Source organism: Microbacterium sp. zg-B96 (assembly GCF_030246865.1).
Taxonomy (GTDB): domain Bacteria; phylum Actinomycetota; class Actinomycetes; order Actinomycetales; family Microbacteriaceae; genus Microbacterium.
Genome location: NZ_CP126738.1, coordinates 100,822 through 123,647, shown reverse-complemented (window position 1 = coordinate 123,647; position 22,826 = coordinate 100,822). Strand labels below are relative to the sequence as shown.

The following is a 22,826-nucleotide window of genomic DNA, read 5'->3' as shown; positions in this document are numbered from 1 at the left end:
TCCAGACGCCGCGCTCGGGAGCCGCGGGCGTACGGGCCCAGCCTAGCGACCGCCGGCGAGAGGTTCAGACCTCCAGAGCAGGCACGGCGAGAGGACTCTGCGCGAACGAGGCACGCACACGACGCCGCTCGTCGCGACCGGCCGGGTGCTGCGCGGGCGTCGAGCCGAGCAGCTTGCGCGTGTATGGATGCTGCGGGTTGTCGAACACATCGCGTGCGCTGCCCTGTTCCACGAGCTCGCCCAACCGCATCACGGCGATGCGGTCCGAGATGTGTCGCACGATCTCCAGGTTGTGCCCGATGAACAGATAGCTCATCCCTGTCTCGACCTGCAGCTCGACGAGGAGACTGATGATCTGGTTCTGGGTGGACAGATCCAGTGCGCTCAGTGCCTCGTCACAGACCACCAGACGCGGACCGAGCGCAAGGGCGCGGGCGATCGCCACGCGCTGCTGCTGCCCGCCGGACAACTCGCTGGGGTAGCGGTCGAGGTGCATACGGGTCAGCCCGACGTGGTCGAACGCCTCAGCGGCGCGGCGCTCCCGCTCGACGCGATCACCCATCCCGTGGCGCTTGAGGGCGAGCGTCACGCAACGCGACACCGGCTGGCGCGGGTTGAGCGAGGTCGACGGGTCCTGGAACACCGCCTGCACGTCGCGGCGGTACGACAGCGGCGTGGTGCGGCCGAAGCCGGTCACCTCGGTGCCGTCGAAGGTGATCGAACCAGCGGACGGGGCCAGCAGCCGCAGGATCGCACGGCCGGTCGTCGACTTGCCGGAGCCTGATTCGCCGACCAGGCCGAAGGTCTCGCCCTGTCGGATGTCGAACGAGACACCGTGCACGACGTTCTTCCGCTTCCGGAAAGGCCCGCCGCTGTCGTAGCTGATCGACAGGTCCGCGACCTGCAGCAGGGGGGCGGCCTCGGTCATCGGGAAACCTCCGCAGTCGGCCGTGGCGTGCGCTCGCGAGCGGCGAGCAACGAAGTCGTATAGGGATGCTGCGGGGCATCGAACAGGGCCGCGGCGGTCTCGGTGACCTCCACCAGTTCGCCGCGGTACATCACCGCCGCCCGGTCGCACGCCTCCGCGACAACACCCATGTCGTGGGTGATCAGCAGGATAGCCATGCCGTACTCGTCACGCAGATCCAGCAGCAGGTCGAGCACTTGCGCCTGAGTCGTGACGTCCAGCGCCGAGGTGGCCTCATCGGCGATCATCAACGCGGGTCGCGATGCCAACGCCATTGCGATCGCCACGCGCTGCGCCATGCCGCCGGAGAACTGGTGCGGGTAATGCCCCAGCCGCGTCTGCGCGTCCTTCACGCCCACCCGATCCAGCAACTCGATCGAACGGGTGCGCGCCTGCGAACGGGACATCCCGAAGTGAGCGCGCAGCGGCTCGGCGAGTTGCTTGCCGATGGTATGCACCGGAGACAGGGCGGCCATCGGGTCCTGGAACACCGCGGCGATCGTGCTGCCGCGCACACCGCGGAGCTGCTTCTCGGTCTTGCCGACGACGTCTTCGCCGTCGAGCAGGATCGACCCGGCCGAGACGCCGATGCCGGGCGCGAGCAGTCCCAGCACCGCTCGCGCAAAGGTCGACTTCCCCGACCCGGATTCGCCGATCATGCCGACGATCTCGCCGCGACGGATCGACAGCGACACGTCGGAGACGAGGTCGACGTTGCCCTTCTCCGTCGTCTGCAGCTCGATTGTGAGGTTGCGCACCTCGAGGATGTTCTCCGGATCCGCGGGACGGTGGTCGACCGTTGCCTCGTCACGGGTGACGGGCGACGGGTCGATGCCGGCAGGCACCCCCATCGCGATGGGCACCCCGGTGAACCCGCCCGCCTCGGCCGCAGCGATTCCTCCGGCCGCCGGCGCCTGGCGCAGGGCGGTGCGGGCGACGGAGTCGGAGGTGCGCTTCGAGCGACGGAACGGCTTGCGCCTGCCCACCCCGAGAGCATCGTTGAGCCCGTCCCCCAGCGTGTTGAACGCGAGCACCGTGAGCACGATCGCCACTCCCGGCGGGATGGCAAGGAACGGCTGCAGCGCCAGCTTCGCAGCGGCGACGCCGAGCAGACCGCCCCAGGATGGGGTCGAGGACTCCAGACCGATCCCGAGGAAGCTCAGCGCCGACTCGATGATGATGGCCGTTCCGGTCATGATCGCGGCCTGCACGATCAGCGGCGCAGTCAGGTTCGGCAGGACCTGCTTGAACAGGATGGCCGATTCGCGCAATCCCGAGACGCGGGCGGCATCCACGTAGAGCTTGTGCCGCTCGGCGAGAGTGATGGCCCTGGCCATCCGCGCGAAGTTCATGCAGAACATCAAGCCGATCGCCAGCAGCAGCGGTAGCAGCCCGCGACCCAGGATGGCGATGACGGCGAACGCCACCAGGATGCCGGGCAGTGCGTCGAACACATCGACGAAACGGGTGCCGATCCGGTCGGTCCAGCCGCCGCGGAAGCCCAGGAGCAGGCCGATGGGCACTCCGATCAGCATCGCGATGATGACTGCGCCGAATCCGACGAGGAGGGCGATGCGTGCGCCGTAGAGAATGCGGCTGAGCACGTCGCGGCCGTTCTCGTCGGTGCCGAGCCAGTGCTCGGCCGTCGGCCCGGACAGCATGTCGTCGAAGTCGTTGTGGAGCGGGTCATAAGGCGCCAGCAGGGGCGCGAAGACCGCAGCGGCGACCACGATCAGCAGCCACGAGAGTGCGATCACGGTGAGCGGCTGGCGCGCGATGCGCCGCAGCGTGCGCCCGGTGCCCGTCTGCGCCGGCGCTCCCTTAGGAGTGCGGACGGCGACCGTCTGGCTGTACTGGGCGTCGGTCATGACGGGCGCGCCTTCGGGTTGATCACGCCGTAGGAGATGTCCAGTACGGCGTTGACGACGATGATGATGATGCCGATCACGAGAGCGACACCCTGGACGACGGGGAAGTCCTTGCTCAGGACACTGTTGAGCATGAGCGTGCCGAGGCCCGGGAACGAGAAGACGCGCTCCATGACGAGGCTCACCCCGAACAGCACGCCGACGGCGAGCCCGACGGCGGCGAGCGCCGGCACGAGGGAGTTCTTCAGCGCGTAGGTCCAGATGATCCGCGTGCGCGAGACACCCGCGGCGGTGAGCGTGTCGATGTAGCGCGATGCCAGCGAGTCGGCGATCGCGGTGCGTGTCTGGCGGGCGATGAGGGCGGCGGTCCCGACGCCGAGGGCGAGAGAAGGGAGGATCAGTCCGGTCAGCCACTTGCCGACGTCCTGGCTCGGCGGCGTCCATGCCAGCACCGGGGCGAGCTTCAGCTGGATCACGAACACGACCACGAGGATCTGGCCCAGCCAGAACTCGGGGACGGACTGCAGGAAGGCGGTCACGCCGGTGACGGCGCGGTCCCGCGGCTGTCCCGCTTTCACCCCGGCGAACAGGCCGAGACCCATGCCCACGATGACGGCAACGAGCAGTCCCCCGATGACCAGCGACAGGGTGGCGGGCAGGCGCTGGGCGATCATGTCCGTCACGGGTTGTCCCGCGAGCAGCGATGTGCCCAGATCGCCCTGCAGCGCAGCGGCGTACCACTCGACGAGCCGCACGAAGAACGGCCGGTCGAGGCCCAGTTGGGCCTCGACCCGCGCGATCTCCTCCGGAGAGGAGGCGGCGTCGCCCAGGATGACGGCCGCCGCGCTCCCCGGGATGAGGTAGACCAGCGAGAACACCAGCAGCGACACGATCGCCAGTTGGGGCACTGCGAGGATGAGCCGATAACCGATGAGTTTCAGCATCGCCGTCCCCCTCGCCTCATCGCTCGCAGTGCCATGTGTCTCTACCTCCGGGTGTGATGCAGTCAGGCGAACGTCAGCCGACAGGCTTCAGATCGCGGTAGTTGACGAGGTTCTGCTCCCACGCTTCGGTGGGCTGCTCGACGCCGCTGACAGTGTCGGCGTTCCAGGCGATGATCTCCGACTGCACCGTGAAGCCACATGCCAGCGCCTCTTCGTCGATGATGATCCGCATGACTTCCGCCCACAGCCCCTGCGCCTCCTCGGTGGTGCCGGCAGCGACGGCAGCCTGCGCCGCGGCCTTGAGCTGCGCACTCTCAGTCCCCGAGGGGTTGGAGAAGGCCCGCTCCGCGAACCACGTGGCGTACCAGTCGTAGGGGGCGATCTGCGGGTTGTTTCCGACGCCGAGCGGGTACTTGCCCGAGTTCCAGTCGCTGAGGAACTGCGGCACCGCCAACTCCTGCACGGTCACCTCGACACCTGCCAGCTGGTTCATGCCGTCGACGAAGTACTCCAGCTGCTGCTTGTTGAACGGTGCCGCCGGGAACGTCGCACTCACGGCCGGGCTGCCGGCTGCCTTGAACGCCGCAGCGGCTTCGCTGCTGTCCGGGTAGCCGACGATGTCCGGGTTGTTGCCGAACTCGCCGTCGATGAAGTGCTGCTGCGGGGCATCGAGCACCGCCGAGTCGATCTCCTTGTAACCGGTGGCATCGGCCGCGTAGCACAGGGCCTTGCGCAGATCCACGTCCTCGAACACGCCGCCGGGGCCGCGGTCGAAGAACACGATGTTGTTGCGGATCGCCGGGTAGGTGATGAGTTCGGCGTTCTCCGCCGACTCCAGCGTGGGCAGTTGGTCGTCTTCGGTGTCGGTGATGTCGATCTCGCCCGACAGCAACGCGGCGGTGGCAGCGGTGTCATCGGCGATGCCGAACAGCTCGACGCCGGCGAAGCCCGGCTCCTCACCCCAGTAGTCGTCGGTGAGTGCGAACGCCATCTTCGTGCCCTGCACCGAGGCTGATTCGTCGTACGCCCACGGGCTCGTGCCCACCGGCGCCGTCACGACCGAGCCGTCGGCGATGGCCGCCGGCGAAGCGATGGGTACGTTGCGCTGCGTCAACATCGTGAGGAACGTCGGCGCGGGGCGGGAGAAGTTGATCTTCAGGTGCGTCTCATCGATCACATCGATCGAGTCGACACCGCTCAGCGCGCCCGAGAATTGTCCGCCGTTGTCACGCACGTACTCGATGTTGATCTTCACGGCCTCGGCGTTGAAGGGTGTCCCGTCGTGGAAGGTGACATCGTCGCGAAGCGTGAGCGTGAGATCAGTGGGGGTCTGCTCCCACTCCGTCGCCAGCCACGGCTCGACGGTGAACCCGTCTGCACCGAGGGTGGTCAGCGTCTCGTAGGGAACGCGGAGGTACCCGGGCTCGATGGACTGGCCCGGCGCCCAGCTCTGCGGGAAGCCACCCCAGTTGACCTTGAGGGTGCCGCTGGGTCCGGATGGTGCCCCGCTGTTCCCCGCGGGTTCGGGATCGGCTCCGCCGGCGCAGCCGGACAAAAGCAGGCCTGCGATGGTCAGAGGGATCGCGACCCTCAGTAGTGCTGCTTTTCGTCGCATAACGACGCCTCCTCGCGTCAGAACACTCGATGCTCACCCGTCCGCGGCGATTCGGGAGCCGCGGGGTGCTCCCCTGACGGTAACGGGCGGAGACCCTAACGAGGATGCCGTGGTCGCAACCTAACCCTGCACATCGCGACGGGTGTTCGCAAATCGGCTGGAGGTGATGTCGCGCCGGCGTTCAGTGGGGAGTGCCGGGGCCGTCGTGCCGGGTGGCCCGCAGGCCCTGCATGAGGGCGGCGAGCACGGACTCCGCTGCCGCGATGTCGTCACGGCCGTGCTCGACGGCATCCCACGCCTCCTGCAGCGTGCCCGCCCACGCCCGTCCCAACTGCGCGATCGTCCGATCGGCGAGCGCGGTCGGTCGGACGCGGATCGCGCGGCCATCGCGCGGATCCGGGGCCGTCGTGACGTAGCCGAGCTCGCGCAGATCCTGCAGGGCGGAGCTGACGTTGGTGCGTTTGATGCCCACTGCGAGGGCGATCTCGGACACCGAGCTATCGGGGCAGGAGTGCACGAACCTCATCACCTGACTCTGCGTCTGGTTGAGCGGGACGCCGGGCGCGTCCACGCCGCTGCGCAGTCGCATCTCGCGTGCGATGTCGACGATCAGGTCCGCGACGTGCGCGAACTGTTCTGCAGCATCAGTGTTCGTATTCAGGATCGCTCCACCGTTGGAAAGAAATGGGTATGCGTGCATCATTAGTTTCACGCTGTGACTGAACACTAACGAAAGGGAGTCGCGATGGAGCAACTCGAGACCGAGGTCCTGATCGTCGGGGCAGGCCTGGCCGGTTCCACCGCCGCGGTCGCGCTGGCCCGCCACGGGGTCAAGGCCATGATGATCAGTCGCGCGCCGTGGGTCGCCAACTCCCCCCGCGCTCACATCGTCAACCAGCGCACGATGGAGGTCATGCGCACTCTCGATCTCGAAGACGCATGCGTGGCTGCGGCCACGCCGGGCGACCAGATGGCCAACCACGTCATGATGACGGCGGTCGCCGGCGTGGAGTTCGGCCGCATGTGGAGCTGGGGCAACGATCCGGCCCGGGCCGGCGAATACGCCCACAGCCCCGGCAAGGGGTGCGACCTGCCGCAGGACCGGTTCGAGCCGATCCTCGTCGGCGAAGCAATGCGGCTGGGCGTCGTCACCCGCTACAGCACCGAGTTCGTCTCGCTGGCGCAGGATGCCGATGGCGTCACGACGACGCTGCGGGACCGCCTCACCGGCGCCGAGTTCACGGTGCGCTCCGCGTACGTGATCGGCGCCGACGGCGGCCAGAGTCCGGTGGCCGAGGCCATCGGGCTGCCTTTCACCGGCACGCCCGCGCTCGCCCCCGCACTGAATGTGCACTTCGAGGCGGACCTCTCGCAGCACTTCGCGCACCGCCCAGGTTCGATCTTCTGGATCCTGCAGCCGGGCCGCGACGGGGCGATGGGTAACGCGATGCTGCGCATGGTGCGCCCCTGGAACGAGTGGATCGTCGGGTTCGTCCACCTCGGGCAGAGCGTGACCACGCTCTCGGAAGAAGAACTGATCACCGCCGTCCGCGAGATCATCCAGGACGACACCGTCGAGATCACCATCCGCGGGATGTATCCGTGGCGCATCAACCAGGTCGTCGCCGACCGCTACAGCGAGGGCCGCGTGTTCTGCGCGGGCGACGCGGTGCACCGGCATCCCCCCATGAACGGGCTGGGTGGCAACACCTGCATCCAGGATGCCTTCAACCTCGCCTGGAAGCTCGCCGCCACGCTGCGCTGGAACGCCGGCGCGGGGCTCCTCGCTTCGTACAGCACGGAACGCCAGCCGATCGGGCGCCACGTCGTGGACCGCGCCGTGGCCGGCTGGCACCAGAACCCCGAGGTGGTCAAGGCGCTCGGCATCGATCCGGCGGCCTCTCCCGCCGAGCGCCAGGCGCAGTTCGACGTGCTCTTCGCCGATTCGGATGCCGGCGAGGCCCGCCGCGAGGCGTTCGCCGTGGCCCGGGACTCCAAGACCTGGTCCTACCACGCGCACGGCACCGAGATGAATCAGGTGTACCGCGAGGGCGCGGTCGTTCCCGACGGCACCCTGGAGCCGGAGGACGAGATCGATCTCGAGCTCGTCTATCGCCCCCGCAACATCGCCGGGGCCCGGGTGCCGCACGCGTGGGTGGAATGCCGAGGCACCACGGTGTCGACGTTGGACCTCTGCCGCCCCGAGCAGTTCACGCTGCTCACCCGCACCCGCGGCGGGGCATGGCTGGACGCGGCCCGCGCGATCACCGAAACCACCGGCATCCCCGTGACCGCACTGCGCATCGGCGCGGGCGGTGAGGTCGCGGATCTCTACGGCGCCTGGGCGAAGGCGTCCGGCATCGGCGAGTCCGGGTGCATTCTGGTGCGCCCCGACCAGCACATCGCGTGGCGGCAGGATCGGCTCACCACCGACCCGGAGGCGTCGCTGCGCGAAGCGCTCGCGGTCGTGCTGGCACTGGCGGATGCTCGGGTCTCGGTGGGCGCAGCGCTCTGACGCCGGCCCGGACGCGCGAATCGGGCCCGAGCGCGTCCGGGTAGCGAGATCAGCGGCGCGCTCGTGCGACCTGGACCGCGACCGCCACCACGAGGGTGACCAGGCCCCATACACCGCACGCCGGGGGCAATACGCGGTAGCCCAGGTGGGCCACGCCGAAATCGGCATCCAGCGGCCCGAAGGCGACGAGCCCCCTCACCCACGCCGCGACGAGGATCACCGGAAGCGATGCCCACCACCCGATGCGCACGGCGGCGGGGAACACCCGCGAGACGGGGGTCGCGGCATCGCGCCTGCTCAGCCACACCGCCGCCCACACCGCGATGACCACCAGGCCCACGACGCTCGAGCCGTACTGCAGCCACTTGTAGCCCAGCAGCGGCCCCCGTGCGGCGTCGAGCGCTGGAAAGAGCACCACACCCCAGCGCGCCTCGTGCGTGAACGCGTCCCAGACGATGTGCGTGACCACGCCCAGCAGCAGCGAGACCACAAGGAGCACGGGGTAGGCGCGGCCACGGGGATGCCGCGGGTCGGCCCCGACGGCATCCCGTGCCGCCTCGCCTGCCGGCATGTCCCATTCGGCGGGCAGGCGGGCGGCGAGCCACCGCGGCGAGAGCTCCCGCACCGCGGGGCGCAGCAGACACCGCCACGCCAGCAGCAGCACGAAGGCGACCAGCACCGTCAGCAGCAGCGCCGGCCAGGAGTGGGTCACCGCGTAGGTCAGCGGGGTCCCGCGGACGAACAGCGGCAGATCCGGGGTCATCGCGCCGATGGCGATGGCCGCGGGAACGAGCGGCGTGCGGATGAACGGCAGCGCGACGACTGCGTGGCTGGGAGTGAACGGCATCCGCGCCTCGTCGGCCTACTCGGCCGACTCGGCCAGGAACAGTCCAGCGAGGGTCTTCTTCCCGCGTCGTAGCACCGACACCCCGCCGGGGAGCGAACCGGTGACCAGCGCGGTGTCATCGTCGACGCGGTCGCCGTCCAGTGACACTCCGCCCTGGGCGATCGCGCGGCGCGATTCGGACAGGCTGGTGGTGAGACCGGTGTCCACGAGCGCCTGCACGACCGTGGTCTCGCGCGTCGCGGTGGCGTGCGGCAGTTCCTCGAGCGCGGAACGCAGGGTCGCGGCATCCAGCGACGTCAGGTCCCCCTTGCCGAACAGGGCGTCGGATGCCGCGATGACCGCCGCCGTCGCCTCGGGGCCGTGGACGAGCGTCGACACTTCCAGCGCCAGCCGTTTCTGCGCGGCCCGGCGGAACGGCTCGGTCTCGACGAGCTGGGCGTACTCCTCGATCTCGGCACGCGTGAGGAAGGTGAAGACCTTGAGCCGGCCGATCACGTCGGCGTCGTCGCTGTTCAACCAGAACTGGTACATCCGGTACGGGCTGCACATCTCAGGGTCGAGCCAGATGGCGTTGCCCTCGCTCTTGCCGAACTTCGTGCCGTCGCTGTTGGTGATCAGCGGCGTACCGATCGCGTGCACCGACGCGCCCTCGACGCGGTGGATCAGGTCGGTGCCGCTGGTGAGGTTGCCCCACTGGTCCGAGCCGCCGGTCTGCAGCACACAGCCGTACTGGCGGTAGAGCTCCAGGTAGTCCATCCCCTGGAGGATCTGGTAGCTGAACTCGGTGTAGCTGATCCCGGCGTCGGAGTTCAGCCGCGCGGCGACGGCATCCTTCTTGAGCATCGTGCCGACGCGGTAGTGCTTGCCGATCTCGCGAAGGAAGTCGATCGCCGACAGCGGCGCCGTCCAGTCGAGGTTGTTGACGATGCGGGCGGCGGTGGTGCCCTCGAAGCTCAGGAAGCGCTCCACCTGAACGCGCAGCCTGCCCACCCATTCCGCCACGACCTCGGGCGTATTCAGCGTGCGCTCGGCGGAGGGTCGCGGGTCACCGATCAGTCCGGTCGAGCCGCCGACCAGGCCCAGCGGCTTGTGCCCGGCCAGCTGGATCCGCCGCATCGTGAGCAGCTGCACGAGGTTGCCCAGGTGCAGACTCGGCGCGGTCGGATCGAAGCCGCAGTAGTACGTGATCGGGTCGCCGGCGAGCAGTTCGCGCAGCGCCTCCTGGCCGGTGGACACGTGAACCAGGCCACGCCACACCAACTCGTCCCAGACGTTTTCGAACGTGGGGTCGATCGCGGGTTCGGCGACCGTCAGGGCTTGGGAAGACACGCGGTCCAGGCTATCAGCGCGCTGCGCCGCCGCCTCCGTGCGGCTCAGGCGACGGCGATCTCGTCGAAGAGCCCGATCATGTTGCCCTCGGAGTCGGTGATGTACACCCAGCGGCCGTTCTCGCCGAGTGCCTGGATCTCGTTCACCTGGGAACCCCCGCGGGCCACCGCGAGCGCGATGGTGTCCTCGATGCGGTCAACCGTGAACACGACCGTGGGATGCGACACCGCACCGCGTTCATGCAGGTCGCCGTCGACGCCCTCGCCGTCCGGCTGGGTCAGCATGCCCATGTCGTCGCCCCACGGCTGGTAGTCGAATCCGAGCACCCGCTGGTAGAACTCCTGCGCACGCGGCAGATCGTCAGCCGGAATCTCGAAATGCTCCATCTTCGCCATGGGTTCGAGCATTGCGTAGCCGCCGGATCAGTGGCAAGAGGCGAATGGATGCCGGTGCAGTGAGGGACCTACATGCCACACTGTCGGCATGGTGGTGGTCATCCCCGACGCCGTTGTCGTCGCGATCCTGTCGATCTTCCTGTTCCTCGCGCTGTGCGCGGCCCTCGCGCTGGTCGTGCTGAGCCTGCGGCGGCCACGGAACATCCCGCTGGCCATCGCTGCGGGGATCATTGTGCTGAGCCTGGTCATCGTGGTGATGACGCCGCAGAACGTGCCGGGCATCATGGGGATGATCCTGGCCCTGCCGGCCCTGGCGCTCTCGGTGCTCGGCGGCGACCCGGTCGTGCGGCGGGTACTGGACATGGCAACACACGGCACCGTGCAGCAGGGGATCGCCGGCGGAATCCTCGTTGGCGTGCGGGGGGACGCCAACGAGTCCGGCGAGGTGCAGGAGATCCTCCGCGGCGGGACCACGATCGGATATCTGGAGCGGGTCGGCGTCACGCTCGGTTTGATCGCCGGCTTCCCCGAAGCCATCGCGGTCGTGGTGGCACTCAAGGGCATCGGACGCTTTTCGGAGCTGTCCACCCCGGCGGCGCGGGAGCGCTTCATCGTCGGTACGCTCGCCAGCCTCTTGTGGGCCTGTGTCATCGGGGCGCTGGTGCGGCTCGCGATCTGGTGATGCTGCGCCGCGCCGCGGTGCGAAAACGCTGCGTTAACGAGAGAAAGCCACCCAGCATTGGGTGGCTTTCTCACGAAAGAAGTCCGGCGGTGTCCTACTCTCCCACAGGGTCCCCCCTGCAGTACCATCGGCGCTGAGAGGCTTAGCTTCCGGGTTCGGTATGGATCCGGGCGTTTCCCTCTCGCTATGGCCGCCGAAACACTATTGATGTTTCAGTCATGCACACAACAAAAATTGTTGGTGCGGTTCTCGACCGTACATCGAGAACCACTCAGTGGACGCGTAGCACCTCAAACGGGTGTGTTATCAAGTCATCGGCTTATTAGTACCAGTCAGCTGCATGCATTGCTGCACTTCCACATCTGGCCTATCAACCCAGTAGTCTGGCTGGGAGCCTCTCGCCCGAAGGCATGGAAGTCTCATCTTGAGGCCGGCTTCCCGCTTAGATGCTTTCAGCGGTTATCCATCCCGAACGTAGCTAATCAGCGGTGCTCCTGGCGGAACAACTGACACACCAGAGGTTCGTCCAACCCGGTCCTCTCGTACTAGGGTCAGATCCTCTCAAACTTCCTACGCGCGCAGCGGATAGGGACCGAACTGTCTCACGACGTTCTAAACCCAGCTCGCGTACCGCTTTAATGGGCGAACAGCCCAACCCTTGGGACCTACTCCAGCCCCAGGATGCGACGAGCCGACATCGAGGTGCCAAACCATGCCGTCGATATGGACTCTTGGGCAAGATCAGCCTGTTATCCCCGAGGTACCTTTTATCCGTTGAGCGACAGCGCTTCCACAAGCCACTGCCGGATCACTAGTCCCGACTTTCGTCCCTGCTCGACCTGTCAGTCTCACAGTCAAGCTCCCTTGTGCACTTACACTCGACACCTGATTGCCAACCAGGTTGAGGGAACCTTTGGGCGCCTCCGTTACTTTTTGGGAGGCAACCGCCCCAGTTAAACTACCCACCAGGCACTGTCCCTGAACCGGATTACGGTTCGAAGTTAGATATCCAGAGTGACCAGAGTGGTATTTCAACAATGACTCCACATGAACTGGCGTCCATGCTTCAAAGTCTCCCACCTATCCTACACAAGCCACACCGAACACCAATACCAAGCTGTAGTAAAGGTCACGGGGTCTTTCCGTCCTGCTGCGCGTAACGAGCATCTTTACTCGTAGTGCAATTTCGCCGAGTTCGCGGTTGAGACAGTTGGGAAGTCGTTACGCCATTCGTGCAGGTCGGAACTTACCCGACAAGGAATTTCGCTACCTTAGGATGGTTATAGTTACCACCGCCGTTTACTGGGGCTTAAATTCTCAGCTTCGCCTTGCGGCTAACCGGTCCTCTTAACCTTCCAGCACCGGGCAGGCGTCAGTCCGTATACATCGTCTTGCGACTTGGCACGGACCTGTGTTTTTAGTAAACAGTCGCTACCCACTAGTCTCTGCGGCCTCCAAACGCTTTCGGAGCAAGTCCTAATACGTCGAAGGCCCCCCTTCTCCCGAAGTTACGGGGGCATTTTGCCGAGTTCCTTAACCACGATTCTCTCGATCTCCTTGGTATTCTCTACCTGACCACCTGAGTCGGTTTGGGGTACGGGCGGCTTGAACCTCGCGTCGATGCTTTTCTTGGCAGCATAGGATCACCCACTTTTTATCCGCATCGTGTCTCAGCCTGTATGAGTGACGGATTTGCCTATCACTCGGCCTACGCACTTGCCCCGGGACAACCATCGCCCGGGTTGGGCTACCTTCCTGCGTCACACCTGTTAATACGCTAACCGCACCAGAATGGGGTCGTACGCTAGGCCCAACGCTTCACCCCGAAGGGATCCGTCACTGGGATTCAGATACTTAGCACTACTGGATTAGTTTGGGCGGTTCTTCGCCGGTACGGGAATATCAACCCGTTGTCCATCGACTACGCCTGTCGGCCTCGCCTTAGGTCCCGACTTACCCAGGGAAGATTAGCTTGACCCTGGAACCCTTGGTCTTTCGGAGGACGTGTTTCTCACACGTCTTTCGCTACTCATGCCTGCATTCTCACTCGTGTAGCCTCCACGGCTGGTTCACACCGCCGCTTCGCTGGCCACACGACGCTCTCCTACCCATCAATACGGCTGGACCACGAAGGCCTACCAATAATATCAATGCCACAACTTCGGTGGCGTGCTTGAGCCCCGTTACATTGTCGGCGCGGAATCACTTGACCAGTGAGCTATTACGCACTCTTTCAAGGGTGGCTGCTTCTAAGCCAACCTCCTGGTTGTCTAAGCAACTCCACATCCTTTCCCACTTAGCACGCGCTTTGGGACCTTAGATGGTGGTCTGGGTTGTTTCCCTCTCGACTATGAAGCTTATCCCCCACAGTCTCACTGCTGCGCTCTCACTTACCGGCATTCGGAGTTTGGCTGACGTCAGTAACCTTGTAGGGCCCATCGGCCATCCAGTAGCTCTACCTCCGGCAAGAAACACGCAACGCTGCACCTAAATGCATTTCGGAGAGAACCAGCTATCACGAAGTTTGATTGGCCTTTCACCCCTATCCACAGCTCATCCCCTCAGTTTTCAACCTAAGTGGGTTCGGTCCTCCACGACGTCTTACCGTCGCTTCAACCTGGCCATGGATAGATCACTTCGCTTCGGGTCTAGGACATGCGACTGAATCGCCCTATTCAGACTCGCTTTCGCTACGGCTACCCCTCACGGGTTAACCTCGCCACATATCGCTAACTCGCAGGCTCATTCTTCAAAAGGCACGCTGTCACCCCTACTAAGGAGGCTCCAACGGTTTGTAAGCAAACGGTTTCAGGTACTATTTCACTCCCCTCCCGGGGTACTTTTCACCTTTCCCTCACGGTACTTGTCCGCTATCGGTCATCTGGGAGTATTTAGGCTTATCAGGTGGTCCTGACAGATTCACACGGGATTTCTCGGGCCCCGTGCTACTTGGGATACTCTTCGCGTCAAGAGAGGCATTTCGACTACGGGGTTGTCACCCTCTATGACCCGCCTTTCCATGCGGTTCGTCTATACCTTCTTGTAACGCCGGCTGATCGGCAGACCAGCCAGAAAAGTCCCACAACCCCGAATACGCAACTCCTGCCGGATATCACACGTACTCGGTTTAGCCTGTTCCGGTTTCGCTCGCCACTACTAACGGAATCGCGGTTGCTTTCTCTTCCTGTGGGTACTGAGATGTTTCACTTCCCCACGTTCCCTCTACCCGCCCTATATATTCAGGCGGGAGTCACTAGGTCGGCACGCCGCCCAGCGGGGTTTCCCCATTCGGACACCCTCGGATCAAAGTGTGCTTATCCACTCCCCGAGGCTTATCGCAGATTGCTACGTCCTTCTTCGGCTCCAGATGCCAAGGCATTCACCGTTTGCTCTTAAAGACTTGAAAATCACATGAGTTTGAATCAAAACTCGCAACCCAAGCCATAAAGGCTTGGATCAGAAATTGACTAATGATCTTTAAGATCATCGATCGAGACGATAAATCGTCTCGAAGATGCTCGCGTCCACTGTGTAGTTCTCAAAGTACGGGCGGTACCCACTCCCGCAACCAGCAAAAGCCGGAAACGAAAAGCAGGTCCTGAGGTTCGTCTGCACCCAACCCGAAGGTCAGTGCGCATCCGGTCCCTCAGGACCCAACAGCGTGCATGTGCCGTATCACTCACCCCCAACCGTTCCAGCTGCAAGCAGCGTACTGAGTTCGAAGATCACTCCCCGGCACCAAGTCAAATGTTCCACCCATGAGCTACCAGTCGAGAACGTATGTCTCGAATCTGGCGCCTGGACACCCGAGGGTGCCAGATGCTCCTTAGAAAGGAGGTGATCCAGCCGCACCTTCCGGTACGGCTACCTTGTTACGACTTAGTCCTAATTACCGATCCCACCTTCGACGGCTCCCTCCACAAGGGTTGGGCCACCGGCTTCAGGTGTTACCGACTTTCATGACTTGACGGGCGGTGTGTACAAGACCCGGGAACGTATTCACCGCAGCGTTGCTGATCTGCGATTACTAGCGACTCCGACTTCATGAGGTCGAGTTGCAGACCTCAATCCGAACTGGGACCGGCTTTTTGGGATTCGCTCCACCTTACGGTATTGCAGCCCTTTGTACCGGCCATTGTAGCATGCGTGAAGCCCAAGACATAAGGGGCATGATGATTTGACGTCATCCCCACCTTCCTCCGAGTTGACCCCGGCAGTATCCCATGAGTTCCCACCATTACGTGCTGGCAACATAGAACGAGGGTTGCGCTCGTTGCGGGACTTAACCCAACATCTCACGACACGAGCTGACGACAACCATGCACCACCTGTTTACGAGTGTCCAAAGAGTTCTACATTTCTGCAGCGTTCTCGTATATGTCAAGCCTTGGTAAGGTTCTTCGCGTTGCATCGAATTAATCCGCATGCTCCGCCGCTTGTGCGGGTCCCCGTCAATTCCTTTGAGTTTTAGCCTTGCGGCCGTACTCCCCAGGCGGGGAACTTAATGCGTTAGCTGCGTCACGGAATCCGTGGAATGGACCCCACAACTAGTTCCCAACGTTTACGGGGTGGACTACCAGGGTATCTAAGCCTGTTTGCTCCCCACCCTTTCGCTCCTCAGCGTCAGTTACGGCCCAGAGATCTGCCTTCGCCATCGGTGTTCCTCCTGATATCTGCGCATTCCACCGCTACACCAGGAATTCCAATCTCCCCTACCGCACTCTAGTCTGCCCGTACCCACTGCAGGCTGGGGGTTGAGCCCCCAGATTTCACAGCAGACGCGACAAACCGCCTACGAGCTCTTTACGCCCAATAATTCCGGATAACGCTTGCGCCCTACGTATTACCGCGGCTGCTGGCACGTAGTTAGCCGGCGCTTTTTCTGCAGGTACCGTCACTTTCGCTTCTTCCCTGCTAAAAGAGGTTTACAACCCGAAGGCCGTCGTCCCTCACGCGGCGTTGCTGCATCAGGCTTTCGCCCATTGTGCAATATTCCCCACTGCTGCCTCCCGTAGGAGTCTGGGCCGTGTCTCAGTCCCAGTGTGGCCGGTCACCCTCTCAGGCCGGCTACCCGTCGACGCCTTGGTGAGCCATTACCTCACCAACAAGCTGATAGGCCGCGAGCCCATCCCAGACCGAAATTCTTTCCAACTGCTGACCATGCGGTCGCAGCTCGTATCCAGTATTAGACGCCGTTTCCAGCGCTTATCCCAGAGTCCGGGGCAGGTTGCTCACGTGTTACTCACCCGTTCGCCACTGATCCACAGAGCAAGCTCTGCTTCACCGTTCGACTTGCATGTGTTAAGCACGCCGCCAGCGTTCATCCTGAGCCAGGATCAAACTCTCCGTAAAAGAAAAATGCATACAACAGCCGGAAAAAGGCCGAAGCAGCGAGTTTGAACTGACCAAATGGATGTCATTACTGACTTATCCGTTGCCGACCCCCCAAAGGGAATCGGACTTTGATCCAAAGGAATCTCACCCAGCCAAAGCTGGGACGAGGTTATTTGGCATTTGACAAGTGCACGCTGTTGAGTTCTCAAGGATCGGATGCTCCTCCGGTCCGGCTTTGCAGCCATACCCGAAGGGCAACTAATCATTTGTCCGGCTGCAACCAGTTCGGCGCTTCGATCGACGTGATGTCGATCAGTGGTCCCTACCTGGTCTTCGACCGGAATCCCCATCCTACCACTGTCCCGGGGGACTCGGTAGGGCTGGGGGCTGTCGGCTACTTGAGGGGTGCGGGGCCTTTCGGCCTCTCCGCTGTTCCCTGTGGGGCCAACAGAGAAAACAATACGTGGATCCTGGGGACCCGGCAAATCTGGGCCTCCCCCCGGGCGTGTCGCGCCCCGGAACCGCGGAAAGACGCGGCGTTGGAGGTGCCGCTAGTCCTTGGCGTAGCCGCGAACGTCGGGGAACGGTGGCTCGACCCCGGGCTGCAGATCCACCTCGAAGGCGTTCAAGCACATCGCGAGCATCGTGTAGTTGCCCAGGGACGCGATCGCGTCGACGAGCTGCTCGGCGGTGAAGTGGTCCCGGGCCCGGGCGAAGGCGGCATCCGACACGAAGTGCTCGCGCACCAGCTCGTCGCAGAGCTCCCAGAACACCCGGTCGGCATCGTCGCCGAATGGGGGCCGCTCCCGTCGGGCGATCGCGTCGATCACCTGCTGCGGGATGCCGGCGGCGAGCGCCTGCCCGACATGGGCGTTCCAGGAGTACTGCGCATCGAAGGCACGGCACGCGATGAGCAGCGTCAGCAGCCGCAGGTGCTCGGGCAGCGATGACTCGAACCGCACGAACGCGCCCAGCGCCTCGACCCGCTCACACACTTCAGGGCTGTTCAGCCACACTTTGTACGGTCCCCGCACGGCACCACGGCGCGCGGTGATGCGGTCGGCGAGCTCCCGCTGGCGGGCCGTCATCCGTTCGTCGGGTATCTCCTGCAGTCGCATACGTCCTCAGCGCCCGCCCATGGCGTCCTCGGCGGTGAGGTGCTCCACCGTCTTGCCGGTGTCGGCGAAGGTGCGGGTGACGAACCCGGTCGGGTAGATCCAGAGGATGCGCATCGGCACGTCCCCGGTGTTCTGGTAACGGTGGAACACATCCCGCTTCACGTAGGCGGTGTCGTCCTTCTTCAGCTGCTCCCGGATGAGCCCGTCCGCCTCGTGCACCTCCACGAAGCCCTCGCCCTCGAGGATCAGCACCTGCTCGTCGCAGTTGTGGGAGTGCAGCGGCGCACCCGCACCGACCGGGTAGATGCTGATGCCGGTCGCGAGGTCGTTGGTGTTGCCGGTGGATTCTCCCGTGATGAGCGGCCAGGTCTTCACCGCACCGCCGCGGTCGAGCACCTCGATCTGGTCGAACTTGACGATCGTGGCCATGTCACACCTCCGGGACGGTCACGCCGAGCCGGCCGGCGACCTCGACGAATTCGGCCCACACCTTGTCACCGACGGGAATGCCCGCCTCGGTGCGCTGGTCCAGCGATGCCGCGCTGCGCTCGCCCGGAACGAGGATCCGCTCCACCCCCTCCGCCTTCGGGAGGCCGTGGATCGTGTCGATCGTGGCGTCGACGTTCGCAGCGAACTCCTCGGCCGGGCCGAATGCGGCCGGGTCGATCACGATGAGGGTCGCGTTCTGCCGGTGCTTCTTGTGACCGGCGTGGTAGGGCGTGAGAATCGGCGCCGCCACGAGCACCGAGGTGAGCAGCTCGAACATCAGCGACAGCCCGGAGCCCTTCGCGCCCCCCAGGGGTGTGGGGATCTTCGCGAGCTCGGGGTCGGTCGTCGGCGTGCCGTCGGCGGTCGTCGCCGACCCTTCGGGAAGTTGCTTGCCCTCGCGCTTGTACTGGGCGATCTTGCCCATCGCGATGAGGGAACTGGCCATGTCCAGCAGCACCGTGGGCTTGTCGCCGGTTCCGGGCACCGCGATCGCCAGCGGACTGGTGGCCACCGATGCACCCACAGCGCCCTCGTACGACATCATCGGCGAGCCGGCGGCGATGCCGACGCCGACGAAGCCCTGGTCGGCGATGAGACTCGCGTAGTAGCCGAGCGCGCCGGTGTGCACGGTGTTGCGCACCGACACGATCGCAACGCCCTGGGTCTTGGCCTTGCTCACGGCCAGCTCGACGGCGCGGGTCAGCGCCACCGGACCCGGTGCGAAGTCGGCGTCGATCACCGCGACCCCGGGGGCGGTGTCGGAGACGGTGATGCTCGGCGTCGGGTTGGCGACGCCGCTGTCGAACATCTCCAGGTAGCGGGGAACCCGGGTGACGCCGTGCGAGTCGACCCCGCGCAGGCTCGCCCAGACGAACGACGGTGCCGCGGCCGCGGCATCCTCGGCGCTGACGCCGACCGCCTGGAAGATGTCGGCGATGAAGGCCTCGAAGGCCGACGGGGAGACGCTGACGGGCATGGTGTGCCTTTCGTTGGTGCGGTCGGGCGGCCCCGGCAGGAGCCGCCCGACCGGGATCGGGTTAGCGGCTGACCGCGACGTTGACGACGGCGGTCGTACCGGCCTTGACGGCGGCCACCGCCTGCGCGAGCACGTCGTCCAGCTGCTCGGGGTCGTCGACCTCGGCGGCGAACATGTCGAACGGCGCCGCGAACCGGCTGAGGTCGGGCTGGCTGGAGAGGTCGACGCCCAGATGGTTGTCGGTCGTCACCGCAGCCCCCTGCGGGTAGAAGCGCAGGTGGTTCATCTTCATCGACAGGTACTTCTTGTTGTTGAAGATGACGATGAGCACCGGCAGGTCGTAGTCCTTCGCCGCGAGCAGCGACGGGATCACCGGGTTGTACAGGAACGCGCCGTCGCCGACGGTGTACACGACGAAACCGTCCGCCACCGCGAGCTTGACCCCGAGGGCAACGGCGATGCCCTGCCCGAGCCCGCCCTGCACGTAGAAGAACCCGTCGGGGCGGTTCCAGCCGACATGGCGCTGCACGACGCGGCCGTGCGTGATCGTCTCGTCGACGACGGTGGCATCCTCGGCGCGCGCGATCTCACGCAGCTTCACCGCGAGCGCGACGGGGTCGATCCCGGGGGCGGCGAGCGCTCTGGTCTCGAGCGCGTCGGTCGCCGATTGCCAGGCGTGGTGCTCCTGCGCGGTCTGTGCGCGGCGGGATGCCAGCTCCTCGGCATCCACCCGCTCGAGCACCGCCGCGCGCAGCGCGGTGAGCGTCTCGGGCACGGCGCCCTCGAGATAGTGGTCGGCGTTGAGTACCTGGTAGACGATGTGCGGGCGCTGCGGCACCTCATCGATGACGACCATCGTCGCCTTCGCGGGCCGCCGGCTGGGCGGGTAGAACGGGGCGCGGGCGTTGATCAGGATGATCAGGTCTGCCTCGTCCATGACGGCGTCGACGTCGTTGCCCACATACGCGGGGCTGGCCTTGGAGATATTGGCGCACACCGCCGACATCGGCTCGATCACGCCGATGCCGAGGTCTTCGGCGAGCGCGGTCAGCGCCTCGAAGCCACCGGCGTCGCGCCCGGCCGTCTCGGTGACGATCACGGGCCGGCGGGCGCCGGCGATGAGGTCGGCGACGGTCGCGATGTCTTCCGGCGCGCTCACCCGGCGACCCTTGGCCACCACCTTCTTGGGCTTGACGGGAGGCGCGGTGGGCTCGAGCAGGATCTCCAGCGGGGTGTTGAGGTACACCGGTCCCGCCGGTGCGCGATCGGCCAGTTCCCCGCCGCGCTTGACGAGCGTGTAGAGGGTGTGGATGCTGCCGACCTGCTGCGACCACTTCGTCCAGGGCTGCGCGACGTGGTGGGTGCCGCCGACGATGGAGAGGTTGCGGTACCACTGGCCGCCAGGGTCGGGCCCTGGTCCGTCGCCGTAGGTGAGCGACTCACTGGAGGTCACCACCATGCCGACGCCGGCCAGTAGCGCGCCGTGCACGGCCATCGACCCCTGGAGCAGGCCGGGCGCTGCGTGAAGCAGGACCGCCTGCACCCGCCGGGTCACGAGACCGTAGCCGGTGGCCATGCCCACGGCCACGGTCTCGTGCATGAGGTCGAGATACCTCGGCGCTGGCACACCGTCCGCCTGGCGGCGCGCGAGCGCCTCCCAGGCGGGGGCCCACTCTGAGCCCGGCGAGGAGAAGATGACGTCCACGCCGAGGTCGCCGAATGCCTCGATCAGCAGCTCGCCGCCGTCATACTTCTGCTCACTCACGTCAGGCGTTCTCCGTCGTCGTCGCGGCAGCCGCGCCGACAGCAGCGGGCTCGGGGATGTCCCAGCCGAGCACCTTGCTGATGCCCTTACCCATGATCCACTCCAGCTCCTCCGGGGAGAAGGAGAAATGCTTGGTGAATTGCTCCACGGTGTCGGTCCAGGTCAGGCCGTGACCGAGCAGACGGGTCACGTCGGTGCCCCAGTGCGCGCGCTCCGGGCCCATCTTGTCGACGACCTCACGCACGTACTTCTCGATGTTGAGGTTCGGGAAGGGTGCCGTCGAGTAGCCGGGGATCGCGGAGACCTTGACCGAGATGTTCGGGTAGCGGTGCAGATCGGCGGTCTCCTGCACCCAGTAGCCGATGGCGTCATCGACGCAGCGCGCCATGATGCCCATGTGGTCGATGATGATCTTCAGGTCCGGGTGCTTCTCGGCGATCTGTCCGAGCTCGGCCTTCCAGATGGGCGCGTGCACCATCGTCGGGATGCCGAGCTTCTCGGCCAGCGGCCAGTACCAGTCGTTGGTCCCATCGATCATCCAGTTGCGATCCACGGGGCGGTGGAACGTGAGCCGCACGCCCTTGATGTGCTCGTTGTCCTTGATGAAGTGCAGGAGCTTCTCGCCCTCCTCCTGGTCGTTCTGGGGCACGCGCGCCATGATGCCGAAGCGGCCCGGGTACTTCTCCGCCGACTCGAGGGCGTAGTCGATGCGATCGCCCTCCCACGACGGCGGGAGGATGAGGGCGCGGTTGACGCCTGCCTCGTCCATGAGCGAGACCGCCTCTTCGGCCAGGAAGGCCTCTTCGCGGTGGCCGTTCAGACGGATCCGCTCGCGCGCGCCGGGCACCCAGGGCCGGTCGGGCGTCTCTTCCTTCCAGAGGTGAATCTGCGAGTCGACGATGAACATCGGGGTTCCTAACGATCAGTGTCTGTGGTGCCGTCGGCGACGGCTGCGGCAGAAAGCCTGCTGGCTCCCGTGCTCTGACCGTACGGGGCCGGTCCCGCGCCGATCCAGAGGCCCGAACGCACGATTATGTGAACCGTTCGTGCAACGCCGGCGATCAGCCTCGATGCCCGCCTGTGCTTGGCTGGGGTCATGACGGAGCACTCTTCCACCCGCCCGCGCGAGCGCGTGACGGACACAGTCGGCCGGTTCGCCCGAGCGGGCGGACGCAACCGTTTCACCGCGCGGGAGGGGACGGTGGTGCACGTCGCACGCGTCGCGCCGACGATCGTGCGGGTCACCGTGACCGGTCCCGACTTCGCGGACTTCGCAAGCTCCGGCCCCGCCGACCATGTGCGGCTATTCCTGCCCGACCCGGTCACCGGTGAGCTCGTCGCGCCGACGGCCGTGGGTCCCGGCGAGGACGGCATCATCCGGCCGGACCGCGCCGCGATCGCACGCGACTTCACCCCGCTGCCTCGCGCAGTTGACGGCGGCGGTGTCGAAGTGGACCTCGACTTCTTCGTGCACCCGGATCCGGGCCCCGCTTCGGCCTGGGCGGCGCAGGCGCAGCCCGGTGACCGCCTCGTCGTGGTCGGGCCACGCGGCTCGAAGCGGGCGCCCCAGGACATCGACGGCCTACTGCTGCTGTGCGACGAGACGTCGCTGCCCTCGGTGTCGCGCTGGATCCGCGGCGTTCCTGCGGGCACCGTGGTGGACGTCATCGCCGCCGTCGGTGGCGAGAACGGCTGGGTCGCGGACTACCTCGGTGCGGTGGACGGCATCGACCTGCGGCTGCACCTGGTTCCGGATGCGAGCGGATGGATGCCGGCACTTCAGGCCCTCGGGCCGATCGGTGACGGCGTGTTCGTCTGGGCCGCGGGCGAGGCATCCGCCCTCGTCGCGGTGCGCCGCCACCTGCGCCGCACCGCGGGATTGCCTGCCGCACAGGCCGTCGTGAGCGGCTACTGGCGGCACGGCGTCGTCGCGTTCGACCACCACGCGCCGCTGGACCCGACCGACCCGGATTGACCCGCGC

The 22,826-nt window shown here is 65.4% G+C and carries 16 protein-coding genes and 3 rRNA genes; 3 read left to right on the top strand and 16 right to left on the bottom strand.

The window, feature by feature from the left end:
* Positions 1–64: 64 nt before the first annotated feature.
* From QNO11_RS00580 to QNO11_RS00560, 5 genes are all read right to left on the bottom strand, one after another.
* Positions 65–928 (bottom strand): ATP-binding cassette domain-containing protein, encoded by an 864-nt coding sequence (locus QNO11_RS00580; protein WP_257508786.1) that lies wholly within the window; start codon positions 926–928, stop codon positions 65–67.
* Positions 925–2,835 (bottom strand): dipeptide/oligopeptide/nickel ABC transporter permease/ATP-binding protein, encoded by a 1,911-nt coding sequence (locus tag QNO11_RS00575; protein WP_257508785.1) that lies wholly within the window; start codon positions 2,833–2,835, stop codon positions 925–927. Before QNO11_RS00575 ends, QNO11_RS00580 begins: the two co-directional genes overlap by 4 nt.
* Positions 2,832–3,779, bottom strand: a complete 948-nt coding sequence (locus QNO11_RS00570) for an ABC transporter permease (protein WP_257508784.1) — start codon at positions 3,777–3,779, stop codon at positions 2,832–2,834. The genes QNO11_RS00575 and QNO11_RS00570 overlap by 4 nt, the downstream gene beginning before the upstream one ends.
* Before the next feature lie 73 nt (positions 3,780–3,852).
* Positions 3,853–5,394, bottom strand: coding sequence for an ABC transporter substrate-binding protein (locus tag QNO11_RS00565; protein WP_257508783.1), 1,542 nt, complete (start codon positions 5,392–5,394; stop codon positions 3,853–3,855).
* A 181-nt stretch (positions 5,395–5,575) separates the two neighbouring features.
* A complete protein-coding gene (locus QNO11_RS00560) occupies positions 5,576–6,097 on the bottom strand; it encodes a MarR family winged helix-turn-helix transcriptional regulator (RefSeq protein WP_257508782.1) in 522 nt (173 codons plus the stop codon).
* A gap of 42 nt (positions 6,098–6,139) precedes the next feature.
* Between QNO11_RS00560 and QNO11_RS00555 the strand changes: the two genes are divergently transcribed.
* Positions 6,140–7,909 (top strand): FAD-dependent monooxygenase, encoded by a 1,770-nt coding sequence (locus QNO11_RS00555; RefSeq protein ID WP_257508781.1) that lies wholly within the window; start codon positions 6,140–6,142, stop codon positions 7,907–7,909.
* Positions 7,910–7,958: 49 nt separating this feature from the next.
* Here QNO11_RS00555 and QNO11_RS00550 read toward each other — a convergent pair whose 3' ends face one another.
* Genes QNO11_RS00550 through QNO11_RS00540 form a run of 3 tightly spaced genes read right to left on the bottom strand, consistent with a single transcriptional unit; the run spans position 7,959 to position 10,480 of the window.
* On the bottom strand, positions 7,959–8,756 hold the full coding sequence (locus tag QNO11_RS00550; protein WP_257508780.1) for a DUF4184 family protein: 798 nt from the start codon (positions 8,754–8,756) through the stop codon (positions 7,959–7,961).
* Positions 8,757–8,771: 15 nt separating this feature from the next.
* Entirely contained in the window at positions 8,772–10,085 is a 1,314-nt protein-coding gene (tyrS, locus tag QNO11_RS00545; RefSeq protein WP_257508779.1) for a tyrosine--tRNA ligase, read from the bottom strand.
* Positions 10,086–10,129: 44 nt separating this feature from the next.
* On the bottom strand, positions 10,130–10,480 hold the full coding sequence (locus QNO11_RS00540) for a VOC family protein (RefSeq protein ID WP_257508778.1): 351 nt from the start codon (positions 10,478–10,480) through the stop codon (positions 10,130–10,132).
* 88 nt (positions 10,481–10,568) lie between these two features.
* Here QNO11_RS00540 and QNO11_RS00535 point away from each other — a divergent pair, with 88 nt between their 5' ends.
* Positions 10,569–11,162 (top strand): hypothetical protein, encoded by a 594-nt coding sequence (locus QNO11_RS00535; RefSeq protein ID WP_257508777.1) that lies wholly within the window; start codon positions 10,569–10,571, stop codon positions 11,160–11,162.
* A gap of 81 nt (positions 11,163–11,243) precedes the next feature.
* On the opposite strand, the gene rrf is transcribed toward QNO11_RS00535, so the two are convergent.
* The 8 genes from rrf to QNO11_RS00495 form a co-directional block, all read right to left on the bottom strand.
* Positions 11,244–11,360: ribosomal RNA gene (gene rrf / locus QNO11_RS00530) — 5S ribosomal RNA — on the bottom strand.
* A gap of 104 nt (positions 11,361–11,464) precedes the next feature.
* A 23S ribosomal RNA gene (locus QNO11_RS00525) occupies positions 11,465–14,568 on the bottom strand.
* A 424-nt stretch (positions 14,569–14,992) separates the two neighbouring features.
* Positions 14,993–16,514: ribosomal RNA gene (locus QNO11_RS00520) — 16S ribosomal RNA — on the bottom strand.
* The 16S, 23S and 5S rRNA genes sit together here, the layout of an rRNA operon.
* A 533-nt stretch (positions 16,515–17,047) precedes the next feature.
* Positions 17,048–17,584, bottom strand: coding sequence for a carboxymuconolactone decarboxylase family protein (locus tag QNO11_RS00515; RefSeq protein WP_285169549.1), 537 nt, complete (start codon positions 17,582–17,584; stop codon positions 17,048–17,050).
* A gap of 36 nt (positions 17,585–17,620) precedes the next feature.
* Complete coding sequence (locus QNO11_RS00510; protein WP_257507139.1) at positions 17,621–18,043, bottom strand: cupin domain-containing protein; 423 nt, start codon at positions 18,041–18,043, stop codon at positions 17,621–17,623.
* A 1-nt stretch (position 18,044) separates the two neighbouring features.
* Positions 18,045–19,079: an Ldh family oxidoreductase gene (locus QNO11_RS00505; RefSeq protein ID WP_257507140.1), complete on the bottom strand. Its 1,035-nt coding sequence runs from the start codon at positions 19,077–19,079 to the stop codon at positions 18,045–18,047.
* 61 nt (positions 19,080–19,140) lie between these two features.
* On the bottom strand, positions 19,141–20,844 hold the full coding sequence (locus QNO11_RS00500) for a thiamine pyrophosphate-dependent enzyme (RefSeq protein ID WP_257507141.1): 1,704 nt from the start codon (positions 20,842–20,844) through the stop codon (positions 19,141–19,143).
* Position 20,845: 1 nt separating this feature from the next.
* Positions 20,846–21,751, bottom strand: a complete 906-nt coding sequence (locus tag QNO11_RS00495) for an amidohydrolase family protein (RefSeq protein ID WP_257507142.1) — start codon at positions 21,749–21,751, stop codon at positions 20,846–20,848.
* A gap of 189 nt (positions 21,752–21,940) precedes the next feature.
* On the opposite strand from QNO11_RS00495, the gene QNO11_RS00490 reads away from it, so the two are divergent.
* Complete coding sequence (locus QNO11_RS00490) at positions 21,941–22,819, top strand: siderophore-interacting protein (protein WP_257507143.1); 879 nt, start codon at positions 21,941–21,943, stop codon at positions 22,817–22,819.
* The last annotated feature ends 7 nt before the right edge of the window (positions 22,820–22,826 follow it).

What these genes read in the sequence shown, in the direction of transcription:
- QNO11_RS00575 (WP_257508785.1), bottom strand. Translation starts at nt 2,835, where the DNA reads ATGACCGACGCCCAGTACAGCCAGACGGTCGCCGTCCGCACTCCTAAG.
- QNO11_RS00550 (WP_257508780.1), bottom strand. Translation starts at nt 8,756, where the DNA reads ATGCCGTTCACTCCCAGCCACGCAGTCGTCGCGCTGCCGTTCATCCGC.
- QNO11_RS00560 (WP_257508782.1), bottom strand. Translation starts at nt 6,097, where the DNA reads ATGATGCACGCATACCCATTTCTTTCCAACGGTGGAGCGATCCTGAAT.
- QNO11_RS00565 (WP_257508783.1), bottom strand. Translation starts at nt 5,394, where the DNA reads ATGCGACGAAAAGCAGCACTACTGAGGGTCGCGATCCCTCTGACCATC.
- QNO11_RS00495 (WP_257507142.1), bottom strand. Translation starts at nt 21,751, where the DNA reads ATGTTCATCGTCGACTCGCAGATTCACCTCTGGAAGGAAGAGACGCCC.
- QNO11_RS00580 (WP_257508786.1), bottom strand. Translation starts at nt 928, where the DNA reads ATGACCGAGGCCGCCCCCCTGCTGCAGGTCGCGGACCTGTCGATCAGC.
- QNO11_RS00540 (WP_257508778.1), bottom strand. Translation starts at nt 10,480, where the DNA reads ATGGCGAAGATGGAGCATTTCGAGATTCCGGCTGACGATCTGCCGCGT.
- QNO11_RS00505 (WP_257507140.1), bottom strand. Translation starts at nt 19,079, where the DNA reads ATGCCCGTCAGCGTCTCCCCGTCGGCCTTCGAGGCCTTCATCGCCGAC.
- QNO11_RS00570 (WP_257508784.1), bottom strand. Translation starts at nt 3,779, where the DNA reads ATGCTGAAACTCATCGGTTATCGGCTCATCCTCGCAGTGCCCCAACTG.
- QNO11_RS00535 (WP_257508777.1), top strand. Translation starts at nt 10,569, where the DNA reads ATGGTGGTGGTCATCCCCGACGCCGTTGTCGTCGCGATCCTGTCGATC.
- QNO11_RS00515 (WP_285169549.1), bottom strand. Translation starts at nt 17,584, where the DNA reads ATGACGGCCCGCCAGCGGGAGCTCGCCGACCGCATCACCGCGCGCCGT.
- QNO11_RS00555 (WP_257508781.1), top strand. Translation starts at nt 6,140, where the DNA reads ATGGAGCAACTCGAGACCGAGGTCCTGATCGTCGGGGCAGGCCTGGCC.
- QNO11_RS00490 (WP_257507143.1), top strand. Translation starts at nt 21,941, where the DNA reads ATGACGGAGCACTCTTCCACCCGCCCGCGCGAGCGCGTGACGGACACA.
- QNO11_RS00510 (WP_257507139.1), bottom strand. Translation starts at nt 18,043, where the DNA reads ATGGCCACGATCGTCAAGTTCGACCAGATCGAGGTGCTCGACCGCGGC.